The organism is Erwinia aphidicola (genome assembly GCF_014773485.1).
Lineage (GTDB): Bacteria > Pseudomonadota > Gammaproteobacteria > Enterobacterales > Enterobacteriaceae > Erwinia > Erwinia aphidicola.
In genome coordinates this window covers 312,177-330,811 of record NZ_JACXBP010000004.1, presented here as the reverse complement: position 1 = coordinate 330,811, position 18,635 = coordinate 312,177, and the positions used below count along the sequence as shown (strand labels likewise).

The 18,635-nt window shown below is 56.8% G+C and carries 19 protein-coding genes; 5 read left to right on the top strand and 14 right to left on the bottom strand.

Annotated features, from left to right (window positions below):
- Positions 1-88: 88 nt before the first annotated feature.
- The 6 genes from ID864_RS11680 to ID864_RS11655 all read right to left on the bottom strand — a co-directional run bounded on the left by ID864_RS11680 (position 89) and on the right by ID864_RS11655 (position 4,283).
- Positions 89-391, bottom strand: coding sequence for a hypothetical protein (locus tag ID864_RS11680; protein WP_048914646.1), 303 nt, complete (start codon positions 389-391; stop codon positions 89-91).
- Between the two features lie 15 nt (positions 392-406).
- Entirely contained in the window at positions 407-1,672 is a 1,266-nt protein-coding gene (locus ID864_RS11675) for a PTS sugar transporter subunit IIC (protein WP_048914648.1), read from the bottom strand.
- A 42-nt stretch (positions 1,673-1,714) separates the two neighbouring features.
- Positions 1,715-2,014, bottom strand: coding sequence for a PTS sugar transporter subunit IIB (locus tag ID864_RS11670; protein ID WP_062818079.1), 300 nt, complete (start codon positions 2,012-2,014; stop codon positions 1,715-1,717).
- A gap of 89 nt (positions 2,015-2,103) precedes the next feature.
- Positions 2,104-2,547, bottom strand: coding sequence for a PTS sugar transporter subunit IIA (locus ID864_RS11665; RefSeq protein WP_099755201.1), 444 nt, complete (start codon positions 2,545-2,547; stop codon positions 2,104-2,106).
- 229 nt (positions 2,548-2,776) lie between these two features.
- Positions 2,777-3,358 (bottom strand): AAA family ATPase, encoded by a 582-nt coding sequence (locus ID864_RS11660; protein WP_191149862.1) that lies wholly within the window; start codon positions 3,356-3,358, stop codon positions 2,777-2,779.
- Positions 3,351-4,283, bottom strand: a complete 933-nt coding sequence (locus ID864_RS11655; RefSeq protein WP_048918056.1) for a tagatose-bisphosphate aldolase — start codon at positions 4,281-4,283, stop codon at positions 3,351-3,353. Before ID864_RS11655 ends, ID864_RS11660 begins: the two co-directional genes overlap by 8 nt.
- Positions 4,284-4,550: 267 nt before the next feature.
- Between ID864_RS11655 and ID864_RS11650 the strand changes: the two genes are divergently transcribed.
- Together ID864_RS11650 and ftnA are read left to right on the top strand one after the other, a co-directional pair.
- Positions 4,551-5,456: a sugar-binding transcriptional regulator gene (locus ID864_RS11650; RefSeq protein ID WP_048918057.1), complete on the top strand. Its 906-nt coding sequence runs from the start codon at positions 4,551-4,553 to the stop codon at positions 5,454-5,456.
- Positions 5,457-5,782: 326 nt separating this feature from the next.
- Complete coding sequence (gene ftnA / locus ID864_RS11645; RefSeq protein WP_048914644.1) at positions 5,783-6,295, top strand: non-heme ferritin; 513 nt, start codon at positions 5,783-5,785, stop codon at positions 6,293-6,295.
- 55 nt (positions 6,296-6,350) lie between these two features.
- On the opposite strand, the gene ID864_RS11640 is transcribed toward ftnA, so the two are convergent.
- The 6 genes from ID864_RS11640 to ID864_RS11615 all read right to left on the bottom strand — a co-directional run bounded on the left by ID864_RS11640 (position 6,351) and on the right by ID864_RS11615 (position 11,334).
- On the bottom strand, positions 6,351-6,578 hold the full coding sequence (locus tag ID864_RS11640) for a hypothetical protein (protein WP_048914643.1): 228 nt from the start codon (positions 6,576-6,578) through the stop codon (positions 6,351-6,353).
- Positions 6,575-7,090, bottom strand: a complete 516-nt coding sequence (locus ID864_RS11635; RefSeq protein WP_048914642.1) for a T6SS effector amidase Tae4 family protein — start codon at positions 7,088-7,090, stop codon at positions 6,575-6,577. The genes ID864_RS11640 and ID864_RS11635 overlap by 4 nt, the downstream gene beginning before the upstream one ends.
- Before the next feature lie 216 nt (positions 7,091-7,306).
- Positions 7,307-8,434: an ABC transporter substrate-binding protein gene (locus ID864_RS11630; protein WP_062818078.1), complete on the bottom strand. Its 1,128-nt coding sequence runs from the start codon at positions 8,432-8,434 to the stop codon at positions 7,307-7,309.
- Positions 8,435-8,576: 142 nt separating this feature from the next.
- On the bottom strand, positions 8,577-9,074 hold the full coding sequence (locus ID864_RS11625) for a GNAT family N-acetyltransferase (RefSeq protein WP_191149861.1): 498 nt from the start codon (positions 9,072-9,074) through the stop codon (positions 8,577-8,579).
- Positions 9,075-9,200: 126 nt separating this feature from the next.
- A complete protein-coding gene (locus ID864_RS11620) occupies positions 9,201-10,283 on the bottom strand; it encodes a porin (protein ID WP_230049647.1) in 1,083 nt (360 codons plus the stop codon).
- A 142-nt stretch (positions 10,284-10,425) separates the two neighbouring features.
- A complete protein-coding gene (locus tag ID864_RS11615; RefSeq protein WP_048914638.1) occupies positions 10,426-11,334 on the bottom strand; it encodes a LysR family transcriptional regulator in 909 nt (302 codons plus the stop codon).
- A gap of 131 nt (positions 11,335-11,465) precedes the next feature.
- Between ID864_RS11615 and ID864_RS11610 the strand changes: the two genes are divergently transcribed.
- From ID864_RS11610 to abgT, 3 genes are all read left to right on the top strand, one after another.
- Positions 11,466-12,785 carry an amidohydrolase gene (locus ID864_RS11610; protein ID WP_048914637.1) on the top strand — a complete coding sequence of 440 codons (1,320 nt, stop codon included), beginning with the start codon at positions 11,466-11,468 and terminating at the stop codon, positions 12,783-12,785.
- Entirely contained in the window at positions 12,782-14,230 is a 1,449-nt protein-coding gene (locus ID864_RS11605; protein WP_048914636.1) for a M20 family metallopeptidase, read from the top strand. The genes ID864_RS11610 and ID864_RS11605 overlap by 4 nt, the downstream gene beginning before the upstream one ends.
- A 101-nt stretch (positions 14,231-14,331) precedes the next feature.
- Positions 14,332-15,855, top strand: a complete 1,524-nt coding sequence (abgT, locus tag ID864_RS11600) for a p-aminobenzoyl-glutamate transporter (protein WP_048914635.1) — start codon at positions 14,332-14,334, stop codon at positions 15,853-15,855.
- Between the two features lie 88 nt (positions 15,856-15,943).
- Here abgT and ID864_RS11595 read toward each other — a convergent pair whose 3' ends face one another.
- Entirely contained in the window at positions 15,944-17,209 is a 1,266-nt protein-coding gene (locus ID864_RS11595) for an acid phosphatase (RefSeq protein ID WP_048914634.1), read from the bottom strand.
- A 178-nt stretch (positions 17,210-17,387) separates the two neighbouring features.
- On the bottom strand, positions 17,388-18,611 hold the full coding sequence (locus ID864_RS11590; RefSeq protein WP_048914633.1) for an oxalate decarboxylase family bicupin: 1,224 nt from the start codon (positions 18,609-18,611) through the stop codon (positions 17,388-17,390).
- Between the last annotated feature and the right edge of the window lie 24 nt (positions 18,612-18,635).

Genomic DNA, 18,635 nt, shown 5'->3' with positions numbered 1-18,635 from the left:
CAAAAAAACCTTTATAATTAGTTAGTTAAATAACCTTCACCGTTAACCGGTATCCACGCCCGGGCCGGGTCGCCGCAGTGATTTGGGCTTAAAAGCCGTAGCGGATTGCGTCCTTGCTCTGCTGCATCAGGCCGTCAATTTTCTCTGAGTACAGCTCCATCCCTTTGCCGTCCCCGGCCTGCGAGCAGGCGCGGCGTTTGGCGTTGTAGGCCTTCATCAATTGCGCCTGGGCAAAGCCCGGCTTACCGTAGCTGGCCATACTCTGCTCCCAGCACTGGATGGCGCTGTCGCCGTCACCCGACTCAGAGAATGCTTTACCCAGTTCGTTAAGCGCGGCGGCGCACTCCTTCGGCGCCAGGCCCTGCTGTAAGATCTTGTCAATTGCGTCCATAAAGCCTCCGGTTAATTAATGGAAGAAGTTAAGGATGTGGCCAAACACCAGACCGACGCCGATCACGTCCGAATCGCTAAAGGTGACGTTCTGGAAGCCGTACTGACCGAGCAGCGGCAGCAGCAGCGCCGGTAACAGGGTAATAAACAGCCCGTGGAACACGCCGCCGATAATCGCCCCGCGCCGCCCGCCAACCGCGTTAGCAAAGATGCCTGCGGTGCCGCCTGCGAAGAAGTTAGTCAGCATGCCCGGCAGGATCATCGCCAGCCCAACCCACGGGAACAGGAACATGCCAATCACCGCGCCGACGGTGGTCGAAATAAAGCCGACAATCACCGCGTTCGGTGCATAGGGGAACAGCACCGGGCAGTCGAGCGCCGGAACCGCATCCGGCACCACGCGCAGGGCGATGCCGCGAAACGCCGGGACGATCTCCGCCAGCAGCAGGCGCACCCCGGCCAGCAGCACGTAAACGCCAACCACAAACTGAATCGACTGCAGGAAGGCGTATACCAGATAGTTGACGCCGTTAGAGGATGCCGCCACCACTTCCGGACCGGCCGCAATCGCCGGGATCAGGTAGATCGGGATCATCACCACCATCATCGACAGATAAGTATCCTGCAGGAAGGAGAGCGCGGGTGGCAGCTCCATATCCTCGGTGCTTTTGCTGACGTCGCCGGTGACTTTAGCGACCCCGGCCTGCACCATATAGCCGATAGTGCAGAAGTGCCCGAGGGCGATATCATCACCGCCGGTGATCTTACGCACAATCGGCTGCGCAATCGCCGGCATCAGCACTGCCATCAGCCCGGCAATCACCCCGCCGAGCAGGATCAGTTCCACCCCGCGCAGGCCGCCCATGTAGCCGATAACCGAACAGACGGTCGCCATCCACAGCGAGGCCTGCCCGGTGAGGAAGATATACTTCCAGCGCGTCAGGCGGGCAACCAGGATATTGACGATAAACGCCACCACCATGATCAACGCCGTCTCACGGCCGAGAGTTTGCTGTGCAATCCCGGCGATAGAACCCACATCGGTTACCACGCCGCGCATATTAAAGCCTTTCTGGAATATCTCCCCGAGGAAGGTCAACGTGGCGACAATAATGCTGGCACCGGATAGCAGAACTAAAAAACCCAGTAACGTTTTTAATGTTCCGGTTATGACCTGTCCGGGGCTTTTTTTCAGGGCGATCAGGCCGATCATGGCAATCAATGAAATAAGAATTGACGCCTGCCCCAGTACATCATGGACAATAAAGGTAAGGAAAGACATAATACTCCCCTGTTCACTTATAATCGGATTTAAATGAGAAAATTAAATAAGATAGCCTTTCTCTTTAAGGATTGGCTCTAGTTTTGTTTTTATTTCGTTTTTATCCACCAGCCGCTTGAGGTAAATAATGGTGGAGTTAATGGTGTAATGCTGAAACTGTGAACGGAAGTTTTCACCGGTCATGATAATATCAACGCGAGATGAGGTGGCACTGGATATATCACAGTGCGACAGGTCTGCATCGACACCCAGGTCTTTTAGCGCCGCTTCAATACTCATTTCGCAGGCAAAGCTGCTGCCAAGCCCGGCGCCACATACCGCCAGAATGGATAATTTTTTCATCAGTCATACCTTAATTAAGTGTCTGTTAGTCCGCGACTACTGACTGCGGGTATGTTGACGGGCATCCCTTCCCCTGACCGCTCCGGGGTTCAGAACTGGCGTAAAATCTCCAGCACTGCTGATGGTTCTCTCGCCTGGCGCAGCCTCTCGACTACGCCATCTTCACAAAACAGCTGTGACAGACTGGCGATCATTTCAATATGAGAATGGCTGTCGACAGCAGCCAGGGCAAATATCACGTACACCGGGTCATTATCTTCACTGCCAAAACTCACGCCCTCTGAAACAATTAATAAAGAGAGCGCGGTTCTGATAACCCCTTCTTCTGGCCGGGCATGCGGCATCGCAATACCTTCACCCAGCACATAATAGGGGCCAATCTGCTTATGCATATCATAAATAGCATTAAGGTATCGGGGTTCCACTGCACCATTATCGATCATCGGCTGCAGAGCAATCTCTACCGCTTTTTGCCAGTTATCAGTATGCGTTAACAGTTTCAGATTACTGTTATTAATCCAGTCGGTTAACATTCGGCTGCCCTTGTTTATTGTTCAGAGAGTTAATTCACTATACTTTCTGTCGAATATTAAAAACGTGATCAAACTGACTTATTGAATAATAAATAATTAAATATCACTCAATTAAAATTAAAGCCATGGCATCAAGCTGGTTATTTCAACCAGTATTCGTCATTAATTTAATTCCTGTGAACCCTCAGGAAAGATCGGCTTTAATTATCGGCGATAGTTAAAAGGTTTATTACCCCCGTTCGATGATCTTCCGCACCCACTGGGTTAACTGGCTGAAGTCGATGTCGCTGCGCTGATCGGCCAGCCATACCGGCCCCAGACTCATCGGCTCAGCGCTGTCGGCTAGCAACTGCAGTTCGGCGACATATTCCGCCCCCGGATGACCCGGCAAGCGTGTATTCAGCCTCGCGGCGTAGCGCTGTGCCGCCAGTTCACCTGGGATCTGGCACCAGATCTCTGCCACCGTTTCAATGCCTGCACCGCAGATAAAGCCTTCGAGATCCGCCTTCGGCTGAAAGCCAAACCACGCATCGACAATAAAGGTGTTCCCCGCAGGTGCCGCCGCAATAATCGACCAGATCGCCTGATAAGCCGCAATGCCCAGCTTACGGTTCATCGGACGATCCACGCCGGTCAGCTGGCGCATAAACGGCTCTTTAATCGTGTCCAGCGTCAGCAGCGGCCAGCCGGTTTCCGTTGCCAGCCGGGTCGCGATATGGCTCTTGCCCGACGCGGGTACGCCGTTAACCATCACCAGGCGTTTAGCGCCGGGCTGCTGGGCAGTGGGCTGCAGAGTGGACATATCAGGCATGGCTGGTGCTTTCCTCTGTGGTAGTACGCGGCTGGAAATGTTTGCCAATCACCGCCTGGATTTCACGCAGGCGCGGGATAGCCAGCGTCTCCAGCTTTTCACGGGTGACGCGGTGATCGAGCGAGATGCAGTCCTTCCACAGCGCTCGCCCGGCAATCACGCCGGAAGCACCGTTGCTCATCGCATCCGCCACCTGGCCTAAGAAGGTGCTGTGGTCGACCCCAGCCGAGAGTACCGCCCACGGCACGTCCCCGGCAAGTTCGGTGATCGCTGCACAGTCTTTGGCCGAGCCAGGATAAGGGATTTTCAGCACTTTGGCGCCCAGCTCCAGCGACAGCCTGGTGCCTTCGTAGATCAGCGACGGCACGCGGCTTTTATACGCTTCTTCGCTTTCGTCGGGCAGAGCGTAGGTGAGGAACTCAACCACCAGCAGCAGGTCTTCACGGGCGAAGTCCTCTATACAGTGGCGCAGAATATCGAGGTTATGACCGTTGGCGTCCGGGCGATCGGCGCGCAAATAGACCATAATTTTCCCCCCGTTAGCGCCCAGTTCGCGCACGCGGCGGGCGCTGATGCCCTCCACCAGGCGCGAATTGCGGTAGCCTTCCGGCGTGGTGTCAAAGCCGGATGCGTCAAGGCCGATCAGCAGCGCGGTATCGCGGGCAATAATGCCGTCATCAACCAGATCCGGCACCGCGCAGACGGCGTCCACCAATACGCAAGAGGCCTGGCTGGCAAGATAGCGGGTGATATCGGCTTTAATGCCGCCCAGCTGCTGCTCGGAGATCGCTTTCTGCTGTTCCGGGTCGGCGCTCAGCAGGGTACGCATGGCCCCGCGCTGATCGCAGGCGATCACCAGCATCGCGCCGTTGCTGCCACAAATTTGCTGATAGCCGCGCAGTTCGGAAGTAGACATGTGTGACATAGGGTGGTCCTCACTTAGTACTAGGGTAAAAAAAGCCGTCATCGACGACCAGAAAGTTACCTTTAGCCTGTGTGCACGACCGCGGGCTGATTCCGCTGAATCTCCTGTCCTGTCAGGGGTTTCTGCCACCTGTGCACATTGCAATTTGTCTGGTGTTGCGCAATAATTCTCCAACCGATGAACTGAGTGTAATACATTGCAGAAAGGAATTACAACCTGAAAGAACCACTTTTACAAGATCCCGCCACCACCCGGGCGATGATGCACATGGTGGCGAAGCTGCACTATCAGTCCGATATGTCGCAGGTTGATATCGCTAAAAAACTGGGCGTTTCCACCGCTACCATCTCGCGTCTACTGACCAAAGCGCGCGCGGCGGGGATCGTGCGGATCGAGGTGATTGAGCTGACGTCCCCCGAGGAGATCACCGCCGATCTCATTGCTCAACTGGGGTTAAAAAGTGCAGCGGTAGTGGAGTCGCCACCCGCAAACGTGCTGAGCGCGCTGAGCGCTCCGCTCGCCTCGCTGCTGCAGCAAGCGGATCTGGTTAGCGGTTCTGTGGTGGGTATCGGCTGGGGGCGGGCAGTGCGTGAAGTCACGCTCTCCGGTCTGCCGCGCCTGCCGGGAGTCATAACCGTGGCGCTGAACGGCGGAATGCAGCAGGCGGCGGCGCATTTTCAGATTAACGAATTTGTGCGCCAGGCCGCAGAACAGATGGGTGGCACACCGCATTTTCTGCATGCGCCCTATATCTCCTCCCCGTTGCTGCGCGATGCGTTTCTTTGCGACCCCGGCGTGCAACAAATTACCTCGCTGTGGGACAAGCTTGACGTGGCGATTGTCGGCGTGGGCCTGACGCATCATGCGCCGCAGCCGATGGAAGCCAGCACCGCCACGCCGGACGAGCAGGCGCTGAGCCATGCCGCTGGCGATGTGCTGCGCCATTACGTTACCGAAGCGGGAGAAGTGCTGGACTGGGAGGGGGAACAGCGCATGATCGCCGCCTCCCCCGATCAGCTGCGCCGCACGCCACTGTGCATTGGCGTGGCCGCCACCCCGGAAAAAGCGGCCGGGATCATCGGCGCCGTGCGTTCCGGCATGATCAACGCGCTGGTCACCGATATTAAAACTGCCCAGGCGATACTCGACCGCCTGGTAAGCGAAACGCTCTGACTCTTGCGGTGTGCCTTTACCTTAAGGGTAAAGGCACTTAACCTCATAAAAATCATCAGTTATTAGAAATATCTTATATCTAAGTTATTCTCATTTCGCTTTTTTAACCCGCCAGTTATTAATAAGAATAATTATCAAACTTATTTAAAAAACAGAACAATTTAGATTCAGCAAGGAATGATTATCACTTACCAATCATAACTTTAGGTAAGCAAATTTAATTTAGCCTTTGCTATATAAAACGGTTTTTATTTGTTCTTAATGCATGCATAATGCGCAGAAATCACCTGTTTGCTTCACCCTATAAATAAATTAAAGGAGTCACCATGCTGACTAACGAAATGACTGCTCAGTTGAACGATCAGCTGAATCTGGAATTCTATTCTGCCAACCTGTACCTGCAGATGAGCGCATGGTGCAACGACAAAGGTTTTGAGGGCGCGGCTGCTTTTATGCGTGAGCACTCTAATGAGGAGATGCAGCATATGCAGCGTCTGTTCAACTACCTGAGCGACACCGGCGCGATGCCAGTGCTGGGTACGATTGAGGCACCTCCGGTGACCTTTAACTCCCTGCACGAAGTGCTGGAACAGGCCTATCAGCACGAGCAGCTGATCACTGGAAAAATCAACGAGCTGGCGCACGCGGCGATCACCACCCAGGACTATTCGACCTTCAACTTCCTGCAGTGGTATGTGGCTGAGCAGCACGAAGAAGAGAAGCTGTTTAAATCCGTACTGGATAAGCTGGCGCTGGTAGGCAACAGCGGCCAGGCGCTGTTCTTCGTGGATAAAGATTTGCAGAAGCTGAGTGAGCCAGGCGCAGGCGCGCACGGTTAACAAGAGGCAAAGGGCCGATCGAAATGAGGGTTGGCCCCTGCTTTTTTAACCGCTGCTATCGGGAATGGATCAGCCTGCAGGCGGTGAACCAACCGGTAGCCGCCCCTGTGATAGCAAGCACTGGGGTGCCAATTAAGAATATTGCAAAATTCTGTGACATCTGGTCTTCACCATAGATTGGGCCGACAAAAATGGCGCAGATAGCCGGCAACAGCAGATACATCAATCCAGCCCCACATAGTGCCCCGAGAAGGGTGAAGAAAGTAATCTTTAGTTTTCTCATATCACACTCCAGAACCAGATTTCTCTCGCATTGGCAAAACTGCTCCAGATCCCCTCAATGTTTAACCCCCAGTTAATACGAAAGTAACTTAACTTTGATGTCAGCCGTTCACCATTCCACAAGTCTATGTGATCTCCACTGCGATTGAGGAAATTTTCATTTCCCCGCCGCCAATAATCCTTGAAGAAGATAATTCCTCGCTCTGTTTTGAGGACTTTTTCGAAATTTTTAACATCTATTTTGACCATCGGACGAACTCCTGGAATATTAGCGTTTCTCAACGCGCTCGCCAGCTCCTCTGCTCTAAGGATGTGGCCCTCGCTTTTGGAGTGATACCAACAAAATCGTCCCGGTAATTTTGTCATATCATAGCCACATCGAGTCAGTGCAACACCAATTCGTATCGCACATTGGTCATCAAATGCTTTGCGACCATCCTTCAGGCGACAAGGGTTTTCTTCCCCACTCACTTCAGGGTGTGCGTTCCAAAGTGCTGAAAAATTTATTCTCATATGCAGTCCCTTACTTAAAAGAATAATAATAAGTGCTGAAAACCCGAAAATTAATACTCAGATTTTTGATTTTTAGTTCATAAAAAGCGCTAACGCTCTTTTAAGATTACTGAATGCTAATAACCACGCTGTTTAATGAAGTCAGTCAACTTGGCGAAAATATTGTTCAGAGAATAATGACCGCAATGCCAGGCGGCCATATCCTTTGTGAACTGCTTAATGTTTCGGCTTCAACGTCACCCAGTATCCCGGCTGATAGTCGATCGGCAGGAAACGCTGGTGGAACTCGCGGAAGGTGGCATCGGGGTCGATATCCTTGAACAGCTCAGGATGCAGCCACTTTGCCAGCGCCTGAATGGCGACGAACTGGTACGGACTGTCGTAAAACTGGTGCCAGATAGCGTGCGCGTTCCCGTTGGTTGCCACCGGCAGCGTGCGAAATGCCGGGCGGGCCATCAGCGCCGTCAGCCGCTGGGTGGCTTCGCTGATATTGGCGCCGGGACCCACTCCGACCCAGCCTCCGGCGGTGTTGTAGTTCTTCCAGTTAGCGCCGGTCACCACCACCACATCCGGGCGGGCGGCAATAATCTGCTCCGGATTAAGGGTGCCGAAGGTGCCGGGAATCAGCCCTTTAGCGATATTAATCCCGCCAGCCACTTCGACCATGCGGCCAAAATTCTCATCGCCGAATGACATGCAGCACTCTTCGGTATAGCCACCCGCCCTATCCAGCATCACTTTAGGCCGTGTACCCTGAAAGTTTTTCAGACGATCGGTAACGATGTCGATCTGCTGCTGGCGGAAGGCAATAATCTCCTCCGCCCGCTGCGGCTTGCCTACCAGCTGCCCCATGATGCGGATACTTTTCTCGGCATTCTCAAACGGCTTCTCGCGGAAATCGATAAACACCACCGGAATGCCCAGCTTGTCCAGTTTTTCCGTCAGCTGGGATTCATCAGTTGCGGCTTTTGACTCAAGATTCATCAGCACCAGATCCGGCTTCAGCGTCAGCGCCTGCTCAACGTTGAAGGTACCATCTTTCGCGCCGCCAAAAGTTGGCAGCCGGGTGATAGACGGGTATTTTTTCGCGTAGACCTGGTAGCTGTCAAAGTCTGCTTTGGGAAGATCGTCACGCCAGCCCACCACGCGCTTGAACGGGGCATCGGTATCAAATGCGGCCAGCAGGTAGATTTGCCGCCCTTCACCGAGGATCACCCGCTGCACTTCGGATTTGATCTCAACTTTACGCCCGCTGACATCTTCCACCACGAACGGCGCGGCCAGCAGACTGGCGGATGAGAGCAACCCGCCAGCAACGATTAATGCTTTACCCCAGAACGTCATAGCCAACCTCATAAAAGAAAATGATTATTATTATCAATATCGCAATTACGTGGCGATGCTACGACGAGCGGCTGATTATTACAAGATGTGTCAGAGAGAAATTTCGGGCGGTGATTATCACGGCGCCCGGCGGCGCCATAATTCAGAAGCTGAACTGGTAGAATTTGCTGTCAACCGCCATCAGCGGGAAACTGGCGGGCAGCTCCGCGGGGAGGATTTCACTGAAGCCATTTTTTTCGTAAAAACGATGCGCGGCGAGGAAGGCGGAGGTGGTACCAAGAAACACGTCCTTTACGCGGCGATCGCGCGCCGACATGATCAGCGTGTTCAACAGCGCCGAGGCTACGCCGTGCTGCCTGCCGCGCCATTCTGCCGCAACAAACATCTTGCGCAGCGCCGCCTGCTGGTTGCCGATATCCTTCAGGCCGATGCAGCCCACCACCTTATTGCCCACCAGAGCCAGCCAGAAATCCCCGCTGCCCTGCTGATAAAAGTTTTCAATATCTCTCAGATCCGGCTGCTGCTCCGCCGTGATATTAATGCCGAACTCTTCGGTCTGGATCGGCAGGATCAAATCGACAACTCCAGCCTGAAACTCCGACCGATAGCGCTGAATGGTGACATGCTGTGTGGGCATCATGGTGAGCTCCGCTTTGGTTAAGATAATTCTGGCATTGCGGATTAATCTAGCGCTTTGGTCATGCATTGGCGAATGAAAATTCGCCAATGCTGAGATGAAATTTTCTCCACTCTCTGCTGGAACTGCTTAGAAATTATAGTAAAACGACAGCCAGGTTTCATCGGGATCGTTGTCACTGCTGGCGGTGAACGTCCGCTCCAGGTAAACGCTGAAGCCCCATCCGATATCGGCCCCCATCCCAACATAGGTGTGATTCGCATGGTAGTTTTCATCGCTTTTCAGGCGCAGACTGTCCACCGCCACATAGGGTTGAATCGATTGTAGGCCGGGTTTGTTAATCTTGAAGGTGTAGCCGCCAAACGCCTCCAGCCCGTAACCATCCCCGGCCAGATAGCGATCGGTGCGCTCGGCGTGCTGATTAGGCAGGAAATGACGGTAATAGGTCGCGGTCGCCGCCAGATACCAGTTATTTGGCTGCCAGGTTAACGCCATGCCGGAATAGTGCTGCTGATAGCTGGTTTGCGTGCCGTTGCCATGTTTTATCGTTGCTTTGGTCTGATCCCACGCCGCGCTGAGCGTCAGATCTTTATCCAGCTGATAATCGAAGCCAATCGCCGCGCCGCGATCGCGACGGTAATATTTGTTGCCGCCGAGCACCAGATCATCCTGCGGCAGCAGCCAGGCGGTATACAGCGTCAGGTCGCCAAAGGTGTTGGTGTAGTGGATGCTATTTTTGGGGCGGTTGCCACCGTCGTAGTCCCCAGCCACCCCGCTGCCATCCGCCGCCGCATGACCGTCATTATCCCAGACGTCACTTTTTACCCCGACGGTCTCATAATAAACGCCGTACTGATGGCCGAATGTCAGCGTGCCGAAGCGATCGTCTTTGATACCGCCATACAGCTGGCGCTGCTTGTCCCAGTTGCCATCGTGATCGTAATGATTTTTCAAACCGAGCATATGTGCGGTATCAATACCCCATTCGTAATAGGCAATAATGGAGGTGTCTGACGTCAGGGCATAATCACTGCTGAAGCGTAAACGCGTGCCGCCATCATGACCATTATGATTATCCGGCCCGCGGTTCCAGATAAATTCCGGGCGGATACTGCCGCCAATTTGCAGGCTTAACGGATCGAGCCAGCCAATATCAAAAGCCTGCTTCTTTAACAGCGTCACTTCCGCATGAGAGGCCGGAACTAAAGCCATCAGCGCGCTCGCGCCCAGTAACATCCTTGTATATTGCAAAATATCGCTCCATTGCTGTTAATAAATTCTGATAAGAAATCCGCGAATGGAGACGTATAAAATATCAATTAGATCATCGTCGTGATCTTTAGTGCTTAAACCATTATTTAACCGATTTTCCGCAATAAATGCGAAATAAACGCGCCAGCTCGGCCCCCATTGGCGTTAGCGTAGTGTCCTTCCGCTGAATTAAATAGAAGGTGGCATTAGGCAGCTGCTCTTTGATATTTAGCGCTACCAGCTGATTGCCCAGAATAGGATCGCCAATCACATCGCTGGAGAGAATACTGACAAAGTCACTCTGCGCAATCAGGCTGGTGCAGGCCATAAAGGTTTCGCAGGTAACGCTGATGGCCGGGGCCATGCCCATATCGTGCAGCAGATCGTGCAGCAGACGGTAGTAGCTACCGCGCGGCGTTGGCATGGTCCAGTCGCAGTGCTGCAGCTCCGCCAGCGAAGTCGCGTGCTGGCACGGGTGCCCCTTGCGTACCACGACGCGGTATTCACGCTCCATCAGCCGTTCATAGCTCAGCTCGCTGTCCAGGTGGCCGGGATAGGAAGTGTTAATGGTGAAATCCAGCTCGCCCTGGCGCAGTTCGGGGATCATCGAGACCAGCTGCCCTTCAACGATGCGGATCTTCACGTTGGGAAACTGACGCCGGAACTGGGTGATCACCTGCGGCATCAGGGTGCGTGCAATGCTGCCGCCCACCCCGATATTGACCGTGCCGCCCGCCAGCCCCAGGCGCTGCTGGATATCCTCCTGCGCGACGCGCAGCTCTTCTATGATCAGGCTCGCATGTTGGAAAAAGTTATCACCGATTTCGGTGAGCGCCACGCCCTGACGACGGCGTATAAAAAGCCGTGCGCCGAGCACCTCCTCCAGTTCCTGAATCGATTTTGTTAAAGCGGGCTGAGACAGGCCTGCGGCGCGGCTGGCGGCGCGAATACTGCCGTGGCGCGCCACATCAACAAAGGCGCGTAGCTGGTGCAGCTTGATGGATGCGGGCATCGGATCTCCGTTTTGTGATAACTGTTGATTATCAATCACAAGATATTGGCATCTTCTGCCTGCGGGATCCATTGTGTAGAACAGAAGGTGAACCCCTGAAAAAATTAAGCCCAATTCAGAAGGATGAACCGATGCACCAGGCTATTGCTGACTTTGTGAAAGAGATTGCGCCACGCCTGCAGGCGCAGCGCCGCGACCTGCATAAATTTGCCGAATCCGGCTGGCTGGAGTTCCGCACCGCCACGCTGGTCGCCGCTGAACTGCATCGTCTTGGCTACGCGCTGCAGCTCGGCAAAGAGGTGGTCAACGCCGAAGCGCGCATGGGGCTGCCCCCCGCGCACGTGCTGGCTCAACACGAACAGCGCGCGCTTGAACAGGGGGCGCTGCCCGAATGGCTGCCGCACTTCTCCGGCGGCTTCTGCGCGATTGTCGCCACGCTGGCAACCGGCCGGCCCGGTCCGGTGATGGCATTTCGCGTCGATATGGATGCGCTCGACGTGGTTGAGAACCAGAGCGCGGAGCACCGCCCGCACGCCGAGGGCTTCGGCTCTATTAATCCAGGCATGATGCACGCCTGCGGCCACGACGGCCATACCACCATCGGACTCGGGCTCGCGGCGGTGCTGAAACAGTTCGCCGGGGAGCTGTGCGGCACAATTAAGCTGATTTTCCAGCCTGCCGAAGAGGGCACGCGCGGCGCGAAATCGATGGTTGCAGCGGGGGTGGTCGACGATGTCGACTTCTTTACCGCTATTCACATCGGCACCGGGGTGCCCGCCGGGGAGCTGGTGTGCGGCAGCGATAACTTTATGGCCACCACTAAGCTCGACGTTAGCTTTCGCGGCAATGCCGCCCATGCCGGAGCGCGCCCGGAAGAGGGCAGCAACGCCCTGCTGGCCGCCGCGCAGGCCGCGCTGGCGCTGCATACCCTGACTCAGCACAGCGGCGGCAGCGCCCGCGTCAACGTTGGCGTGTTGCAGGCGGGCACCGGGCGCAACGTCGTGGCCGACCGCGCGATGATGAAGGTGGAAACCCGCGGTGCCACCAACGAAATCAACGACTTTATCTATCAGCGCGCCCTGCAAACCCTGGCCGGTGCCGCCGCGATGTACGGTGTGGAACATCAGGTGACGCTGATGGGTGCGGCGCGCAGCAGCCAGCCGACCGCGCCGTGGGTACGCTATATCCGCCGCCAGGCGCGGCATATTCCCGAGCTGACCTCGCTGGTGGACACGCGCGGTGCGGCCGCCGGTTCGGAAGATGCCACCTACATGATGGAGCGGGTAAAACAGCGCGGCGGCCAGGCCTCCTACATTATTTTCGGCACCGAGCTGAGCGCCGGGCATCACAACGAAAAATTCGACTTCAACGAGCAGGTGATGGCCGTGGCGGTGAAGACCCTCGCGGCAATTGCCTTCAATATTGAACAGTTTGAGCCGGAGTCCGCATGAACCCTGAGATGAATGACTTTGTCGCCCGCTATATCGACCAGCATCAGGCGCGCTTTACCGCCTTAAGTGACGCCATCTGGGACCAGCCGGAAACGCGCTTTACGGAAACCTTCGCCGCCGGGCTGCTGTCCGGCGCGCTGGAACAGGAGGGTTTTCGCATTGAGCGGGCGGCGGGCGGTATCGAAACGGCATTTATTGCCAGCTACGGCAGCGGCCAGCCGGTGATTGCCCTGCTGGGCGAATATGACGCGCTGGCCGGCCTGAGCCAGCAGGCGGGAAGCAGCACGCGCACGCCGCTGGTGGCCGACGGCAACGGGCACGGCTGCGGGCATAACCTGCTCGGCACCGCCGCGCTGGCCGCCGCCTGCGCGCTCAAAGCCTGGTTACAACAACATGGCACTAAGGGCACCCTCCGCTTTTACGGCTGCCCGGGCGAAGAGGGCGGTTCCGGTAAAACCTTTATGGTGCGCGAAGGGCTGTTTGACGACGTCGACGCCGCGCTCACCTGGCATCCGGAAGGGTTTAGCGGCATGTTTAATACCGCCACCCTCGCCAATATCCAGGCGGCTTTCCACTTCAGCGGCGTCGCCTCCCACGCCGCCAACGCCCCGCATCTCGGGCGCAGCGCACTGGACGCCGTCACATTAATGAACACCGGCGCTAACTTCCTGCGCGAACACATTATTCCTGAAGCGCGGCTGCACTATGCGGTGACCAACAGCGGGGGCAGTTCCCCCAATGTGGTGCAGGCGGAGGCGGAAGTGCTCTACCTGGTGCGCGCCCCGCAGCTCGACCAGCTGCAGGATATTTACCAGCGGCTGACCGATATTGCGCGCGGTGCAGCGCTGATGACCGGCACGGAAATGACGCTGCGCTTTGAAAAAGCCTGCTCTAACTATCAGCCCAATCGGACGCTGGAACGGCTGATGTATCGCCAGCTCAGCCACTTCGGCCTGCCCGAATACAGCCACGCTGAGCGCCAGTTTGCCAGCGAGATCCGCCAGACGCTGAGCGCGGACGATCTGCGCAACGCGGGCCTTAACGCCGCGCGTACCGGGGGGGATGCAGGCCGTAAATGGGTTGAGGAGTTGGGGGACCGCGTGCTGATGGACAGCGTGGCGCCCTACTGCGCCAGCGAGGAGGTACTTTACGGCTCCACCGACGTTGGCGACGTCAGCTGGGTGGCGCCAACCGCGCAGTGTTTCACCCCTTGCTTTGCCTTCGGCACCGCGCTGCACAGCTGGCAGCTGGTCGCCCAGGGACGCACGTCGATTGCCCATAAAGGCATGTCTCTTGCAAGTAAAACGCTGGCAGCGACCGCGCTGGCCCTGTTCAGCGATGCGCAGCTGCTGGCAGAGGCGCAGCAGGAGTTTCGCCAGCAGCGGGCAAAACAGCCCTATCACTGCCCTATTCCGGCCGGAGTAAAACCGACGCCGCTGGCATAACGCATCAAGCACCACCCGGAGGCCTGGCTCGATCCCGGCCCCGTAAAAAAAACCAAAAAACGCAAACAACACCGTAACGACGACAAGGCTAAGGATGATCCATGAGCGAAACCACAGCGGCCAACAAAAGCCCGGGAAAAATCTTTTACTGGATTGAGCGCATCGGCAACAAAGTGCCCAATCCGTTTCTGTTATTTGTTTACCTGATCGCGGTGCTGATGGTGTCGACCGCGCTGCTCTCCTGGTTTGGCGTAGCGGTGAAAAACCCGGCCAGCGGCAAAATGGTCGAGGTAAAGAACCTGCTGAGCGTGGCGGGCATTCAGTGGATCCTGCCGAATATCATCAAGAACTTCAGCGGCTTTGCCCCGCTTGGCTCAATCCTTGCCCTGATGATCGGGGCAGGTTTAGCCGAGCGCACCGGACTGCTGCAGGCGCTGATGAATAAGATGGCCTCGTTTGTCAGCGCCCGCTACGCCAGCTATATGGTGCTGTTTATCGCCTTCTTCAGCCATATCTCGTCCGATGCCGCGCTGGTGGTGATGCCGCCGCTCGGCGCGCTGATGTTTATCGCCGTCGGCCGCCACCCGGTCGCCGGGCTGCTGGCGGCGATTGCCGGAGTGGCTTCCGGCTTTACCGCTAACCTGCTGATTGTTACCACCGACGTGCTGCTCTCCGGCATCAGCAGCGAGGCAGCGAAAGCCATCAGCGATACGGTGCACGTCAGCGTAGTGGACAACTGGTTCTTTATGGCAAGTTCGGTGGTGGTACTGACGATTGCCGGCGGGCTGCTGACCGATAAATTTGTCGAGCCGCGCCTGCCCGCGTGGCAGGGCAGCAGTGAGGAGAAGCTCGCCAGCCTGACGCCGTTGCAGAACCGCGGCCTGCTGATGAGTGCGATTGCCGCCGCGGTGTTTATTGGTCTGGTCGCGCTGATGGTGGTGCCGGAAGGCTCGATGCTGCGCGATCCGGCCAGCGGTTCGATCATTCCCTCGCCGTTTATCAAAGGCATCGTACCGCTGATTATTCTGTTCTTCTTTGTGGTGGCGATTACCTACGGCGTGGCGACGAAGCAGATTAAACGCCCGGACGACGTGCCCGCCCTGTTAATTGAGCCGATGAAGAGTATGGCCGGATTTATCGTGATGGTGTTTCCGCTGGCCCAGTTTGTCGCCATGTTTAACTGGAGCAACATGGGAACGTTTATGGCGGTCGGGCTGACCGACCTGCTGGAGCAGCTGGCGATGACCGGCGCCCCGGCGTTTGTCGGCCTGATGTTCCTGTCGGCATTTCTGTGCATGTTTATCGCCAGCGGTTCGGCTATCTGGTCGATTCTCGCGCCGATTTTCGTACCGATGTTTATGCTGCTTGGCTTCCATCCGGCTTTTGCACAGATGATTTTCCGCATCGCCGACTCCGCCGTGCTGCCGCTGTCGCCAATGTCCCCTTTCCTGCCGCTGTTCCTCGGCTTCCTGCAGCGCTACCGCAAAGATGCGCAGCTCGGCACTTACTACACGCTGATCGTGCCGTACCCGCTGGTGTTTTTCGCCGTGTGGATTGCACTGCTGCTGGCGTGGTATGCGCTGGGCCTGCCGATTGGACCGGGCGTGTACCCGGCAATGCCGTGATGGATTTACTACGGGCCAGGCATGCCTGGCCCCTACGATTGAATGGCGTAGGGGGCGGGCATGTCCGCCCCATGTATTTACCCCGGGATTAACGCCTGCCCGCGCTTACCGCATCGTGCAGATTCACCCGCTGCCAGAAGCTCTGGTCGGCATTGCCGGAAAGCGGATAGCCGTTCGCCAGCGCAGTGCGGGCCAGCAGCTGGCGGCGCTGGGCGGCGCTCAGGTTTGGCAGCGGCGCTTCCAGCAGCACTTCCGCCCCCTGCGGCACCACAACTGGCGCGGCTTTCACCGGCTGCGCGGGCAGGTTGTATGTCATCGTGAAGCGATAGAAGGTCTGCATCGGCTGCGCCGCGTACGGATCCGCCTTCAGCGGCACCTGCGCGCAGGCCTTCAGCGACATGCCGCACTCTTTCTCCAGCGCATCGCGCAGCTGCTGCTTCGCCTCATCAAACAATTTACGATACGCCGCATCGTTCAGGTAGTGCGCCACGTTGCGCTGCGCCACCATGCGTGACCCCATCACATCCAGCGGATAATGCACGCCGAGTACGATACGCGAATAGCCGTAGCGCGCCCCGCGGTCGATCAGCGGCACAAAGCGCTCCGGCACCATCTGCGCCATCAGCAGCGCATCGGTATAGCCGGTGTTGGTATGGCCGCTGGGGAACGATCCCCCGTCGGCGGTGTAGGGCTGATTGTCTTTCACCACCGCGCTGTCCGGTACCAGGTGAATGGTGTTGCCCGGGATCAGGAACGGGCGCTTATAGTCGAAGTGCTTTTTTGCCTCGCCGGTGCTGACTTCGCTGGCTTTAATCAGCGCGGCAGCTTTGCCCAGCTCGCCTTTGTTATAGGCGTTGACGAAGGCCTGACCGAGGCGCGGCCCCAGCGCATCGGCGAGAAAGTAGAGATAGTTCTGCCCTTCAGCATCGATCAGCGCCTGCTGGCGCAGCGTGGCGCTGGCATTCAGGTTGATGCTCTCTACCGTCTCCAGGCTCTGCTTCAGCGTGTCTTGCGGCAGCGCGCTGAAGGCGCTAAGCAGCGCAATGCCCGCCTGCTGATTGTCCTTTTTGCCAAAGTCGTAGCCGCTGGCTTTCAGCCACGCTTTATCGGCCAGCGCGTTACCCTGCTTCGCCTCTTCCAGCTGGCCGCGCTCAATCTTTTCGTGCTGGCCTTTGATGGCCTCCACCAGCGCGCTCTGCACGTGATTCTGCAGCGCCAGATAATCCGCACTGTCATTCGCGTTGGTCACGCTGTCAGCGATGGCGGCCACGTCAGGGAGGGGGGAAGTTGTTTTTGCCTGGGAAAGCGGGCTGACCAGCAGCGCTGCGGTCAGTAAGGTCAAACGAAAGCGCATAAACCATCCTTATTTTTTAAGTAGAAACCTTGCCGCTTGCCAGGCTAATCCCTCCCGATGACGCTTTTATTACAATTCATATTCCGATACAGATTACTCCGCTCTCAGCGCCCGCCAGGCGTGCGCGGCAACAGAGAAATGAGACGGGCGGGGCTTGCCCCGCCTGGAGCAACAGGGGTTAGTCGACGATCGGAGTTTTACTTTTATTCAGCGCAGCCATAAAGGCGTCGTCCAGATGCAGGTGCTGCTTCACCAGCGCAGGCGGGGTCAGCGCCAGCCACTGATTGAGCGACAGATCCGCATAGTAATCGCTTTTGAACAGCTCTAAGAAACGCAGCGGCTTATCGCCGGTATTCTCAATGTAGTGCCCCATGGCAAACGGCACATAGCCGACGTCGCCGGCACGGAAATCAAAGGTGCGTGCCTGGCCGGACGAGGCGAATACCCCCATGCGCCCCTGCCCTTCAAGATAGTACTGCCACTCGTCGTTGTTCGGGTGCCAGTGCAGCTCGCGCATCGCGCCCGGTTCCAGCTCGACCAGCGCGGCGGCAATGGTTTTGGAAATTTTAAAGGTGGAGGAGTCGGTAATCCGCACCGTGCCGCCCTTCAGGGTTATCGGTTTCTGCGCCATCATGCGGTGGCTGAACTGCAGCGTAGAGCGCTTTGCTCCACTCATCGCATCCGCACTCAGCGCGCCGGGAACCTCGCCGGCAAAAATATACTCATCAGACGGCGACGGCAGCCGGTCGAAGGTGCTGGCGGGCACGCCGAAGTTTTTCGCCAGCACCTCCGGGGGAATATGCTTAAACCAGTCGCTGAGCAGGAAAGTGCTGTCCTCATCGAAATTACCGTCGTCGAAGGCCAGCAGGAACTCGCAGCCGTCCGGCCCCAGCCCCTGAATTGAGTGCGGCATACCGGGCGGGAAGTACCACAGGTCACCCACGCCAACGTCATCCACAAACCAGCCACCGTCGGTATCCAGCGCGGTGATGCGCGCCCTGCCGTAAGTCATATAGGCCCACTCCCCCTCTTTGTGCCAGTGCAGCTCGCGGATGCCGCCCGCGTTGAGGCGCATGTCCACCCCGGCAATGGTGGTGGAGATCCCCAGCTCGCGCTGAGTGACCTGGCGCGTCCAGCCGCCGCTGCCTTTGCGCACATGGGCGTCGCTAAAGGAGAAACGCAGATTCGGCAAGGTGCCGTTGTCGGTAGCGGGGGGATTAACGATATCCGGATTTTCCCCTTCGCGCATCGGGTCATGCGGCCCCGGGTCGGTGCCGCCCATTTTTCCACTCCACGGCTGCGCATTAATGGTTTTGTCATGGGCATGGACACTGCCTGCTGCCAGGGCCACGGTGCCGCCGGCGGCAAAGGCCATAAAATTACGACGTGAGATAGGCTTCATACGCTGCTTCCTTTTATCAGCTTA

Excerpts from the sequence above, each read along its gene's own strand:
- abgT (WP_048914635.1), top strand. The coding sequence starts at position 14,332 with ATGAGCGAAACCACAGCGGCCAACAAAAGCCCGGGAAAAATCTTTTAC.
- ID864_RS11640 (WP_048914643.1), bottom strand. The coding sequence starts at position 6,578 with ATGAGAAAACTAAAGATTACTTTCTTCACCCTTCTCGGGGCACTATGT.
- ID864_RS11605 (WP_048914636.1), top strand. The coding sequence starts at position 12,782 with ATGAACCCTGAGATGAATGACTTTGTCGCCCGCTATATCGACCAGCAT.
- ID864_RS11665 (WP_099755201.1), bottom strand. The coding sequence starts at position 2,547 with ATGTTAACCGACTGGATTAATAACAGTAATCTGAAACTGTTAACGCAT.
- ID864_RS11650 (WP_048918057.1), top strand. The coding sequence starts at position 4,551 with ATGGTGGCGAAGCTGCACTATCAGTCCGATATGTCGCAGGTTGATATC.
- ID864_RS11670 (WP_062818079.1), bottom strand. The coding sequence starts at position 2,014 with ATGAAAAAATTATCCATTCTGGCGGTATGTGGCGCCGGGCTTGGCAGC.
- ID864_RS11680 (WP_048914646.1), bottom strand. The coding sequence starts at position 391 with ATGGACGCAATTGACAAGATCTTACAGCAGGGCCTGGCGCCGAAGGAG.
- ID864_RS11630 (WP_062818078.1), bottom strand. The coding sequence starts at position 8,434 with ATGACGTTCTGGGGTAAAGCATTAATCGTTGCTGGCGGGTTGCTCTCA.
- ID864_RS11635 (WP_048914642.1), bottom strand. The coding sequence starts at position 7,090 with ATGAGAATAAATTTTTCAGCACTTTGGAACGCACACCCTGAAGTGAGT.
- ID864_RS11615 (WP_048914638.1), bottom strand. The coding sequence starts at position 11,334 with ATGCCCGCATCCATCAAGCTGCACCAGCTACGCGCCTTTGTTGATGTG.
- ID864_RS11620 (WP_230049647.1), bottom strand. The coding sequence starts at position 10,283 with ATGGCTTTAGTTCCGGCCTCTCATGCGGAAGTGACGCTGTTAAAGAAG.
- ID864_RS11660 (WP_191149862.1), bottom strand. The coding sequence starts at position 3,358 with ATGCCTGATATGTCCACTCTGCAGCCCACTGCCCAGCAGCCCGGCGCT.
- ID864_RS11610 (WP_048914637.1), top strand. The coding sequence starts at position 11,466 with ATGCACCAGGCTATTGCTGACTTTGTGAAAGAGATTGCGCCACGCCTG.
- ID864_RS11675 (WP_048914648.1), bottom strand. The coding sequence starts at position 1,672 with ATGTCTTTCCTTACCTTTATTGTCCATGATGTACTGGGGCAGGCGTCA.
- ID864_RS11595 (WP_048914634.1), bottom strand. The coding sequence starts at position 17,209 with ATGCGCTTTCGTTTGACCTTACTGACCGCAGCGCTGCTGGTCAGCCCG.
- ID864_RS11655 (WP_048918056.1), bottom strand. The coding sequence starts at position 4,283 with ATGTCACACATGTCTACTTCCGAACTGCGCGGCTATCAGCAAATTTGT.
- ftnA (WP_048914644.1), top strand. The coding sequence starts at position 5,783 with ATGCTGACTAACGAAATGACTGCTCAGTTGAACGATCAGCTGAATCTG.
- ID864_RS11590 (WP_048914633.1), bottom strand. The coding sequence starts at position 18,611 with ATGAAGCCTATCTCACGTCGTAATTTTATGGCCTTTGCCGCCGGCGGC.
- ID864_RS11625 (WP_191149861.1), bottom strand. The coding sequence starts at position 9,074 with ATGATGCCCACACAGCATGTCACCATTCAGCGCTATCGGTCGGAGTTT.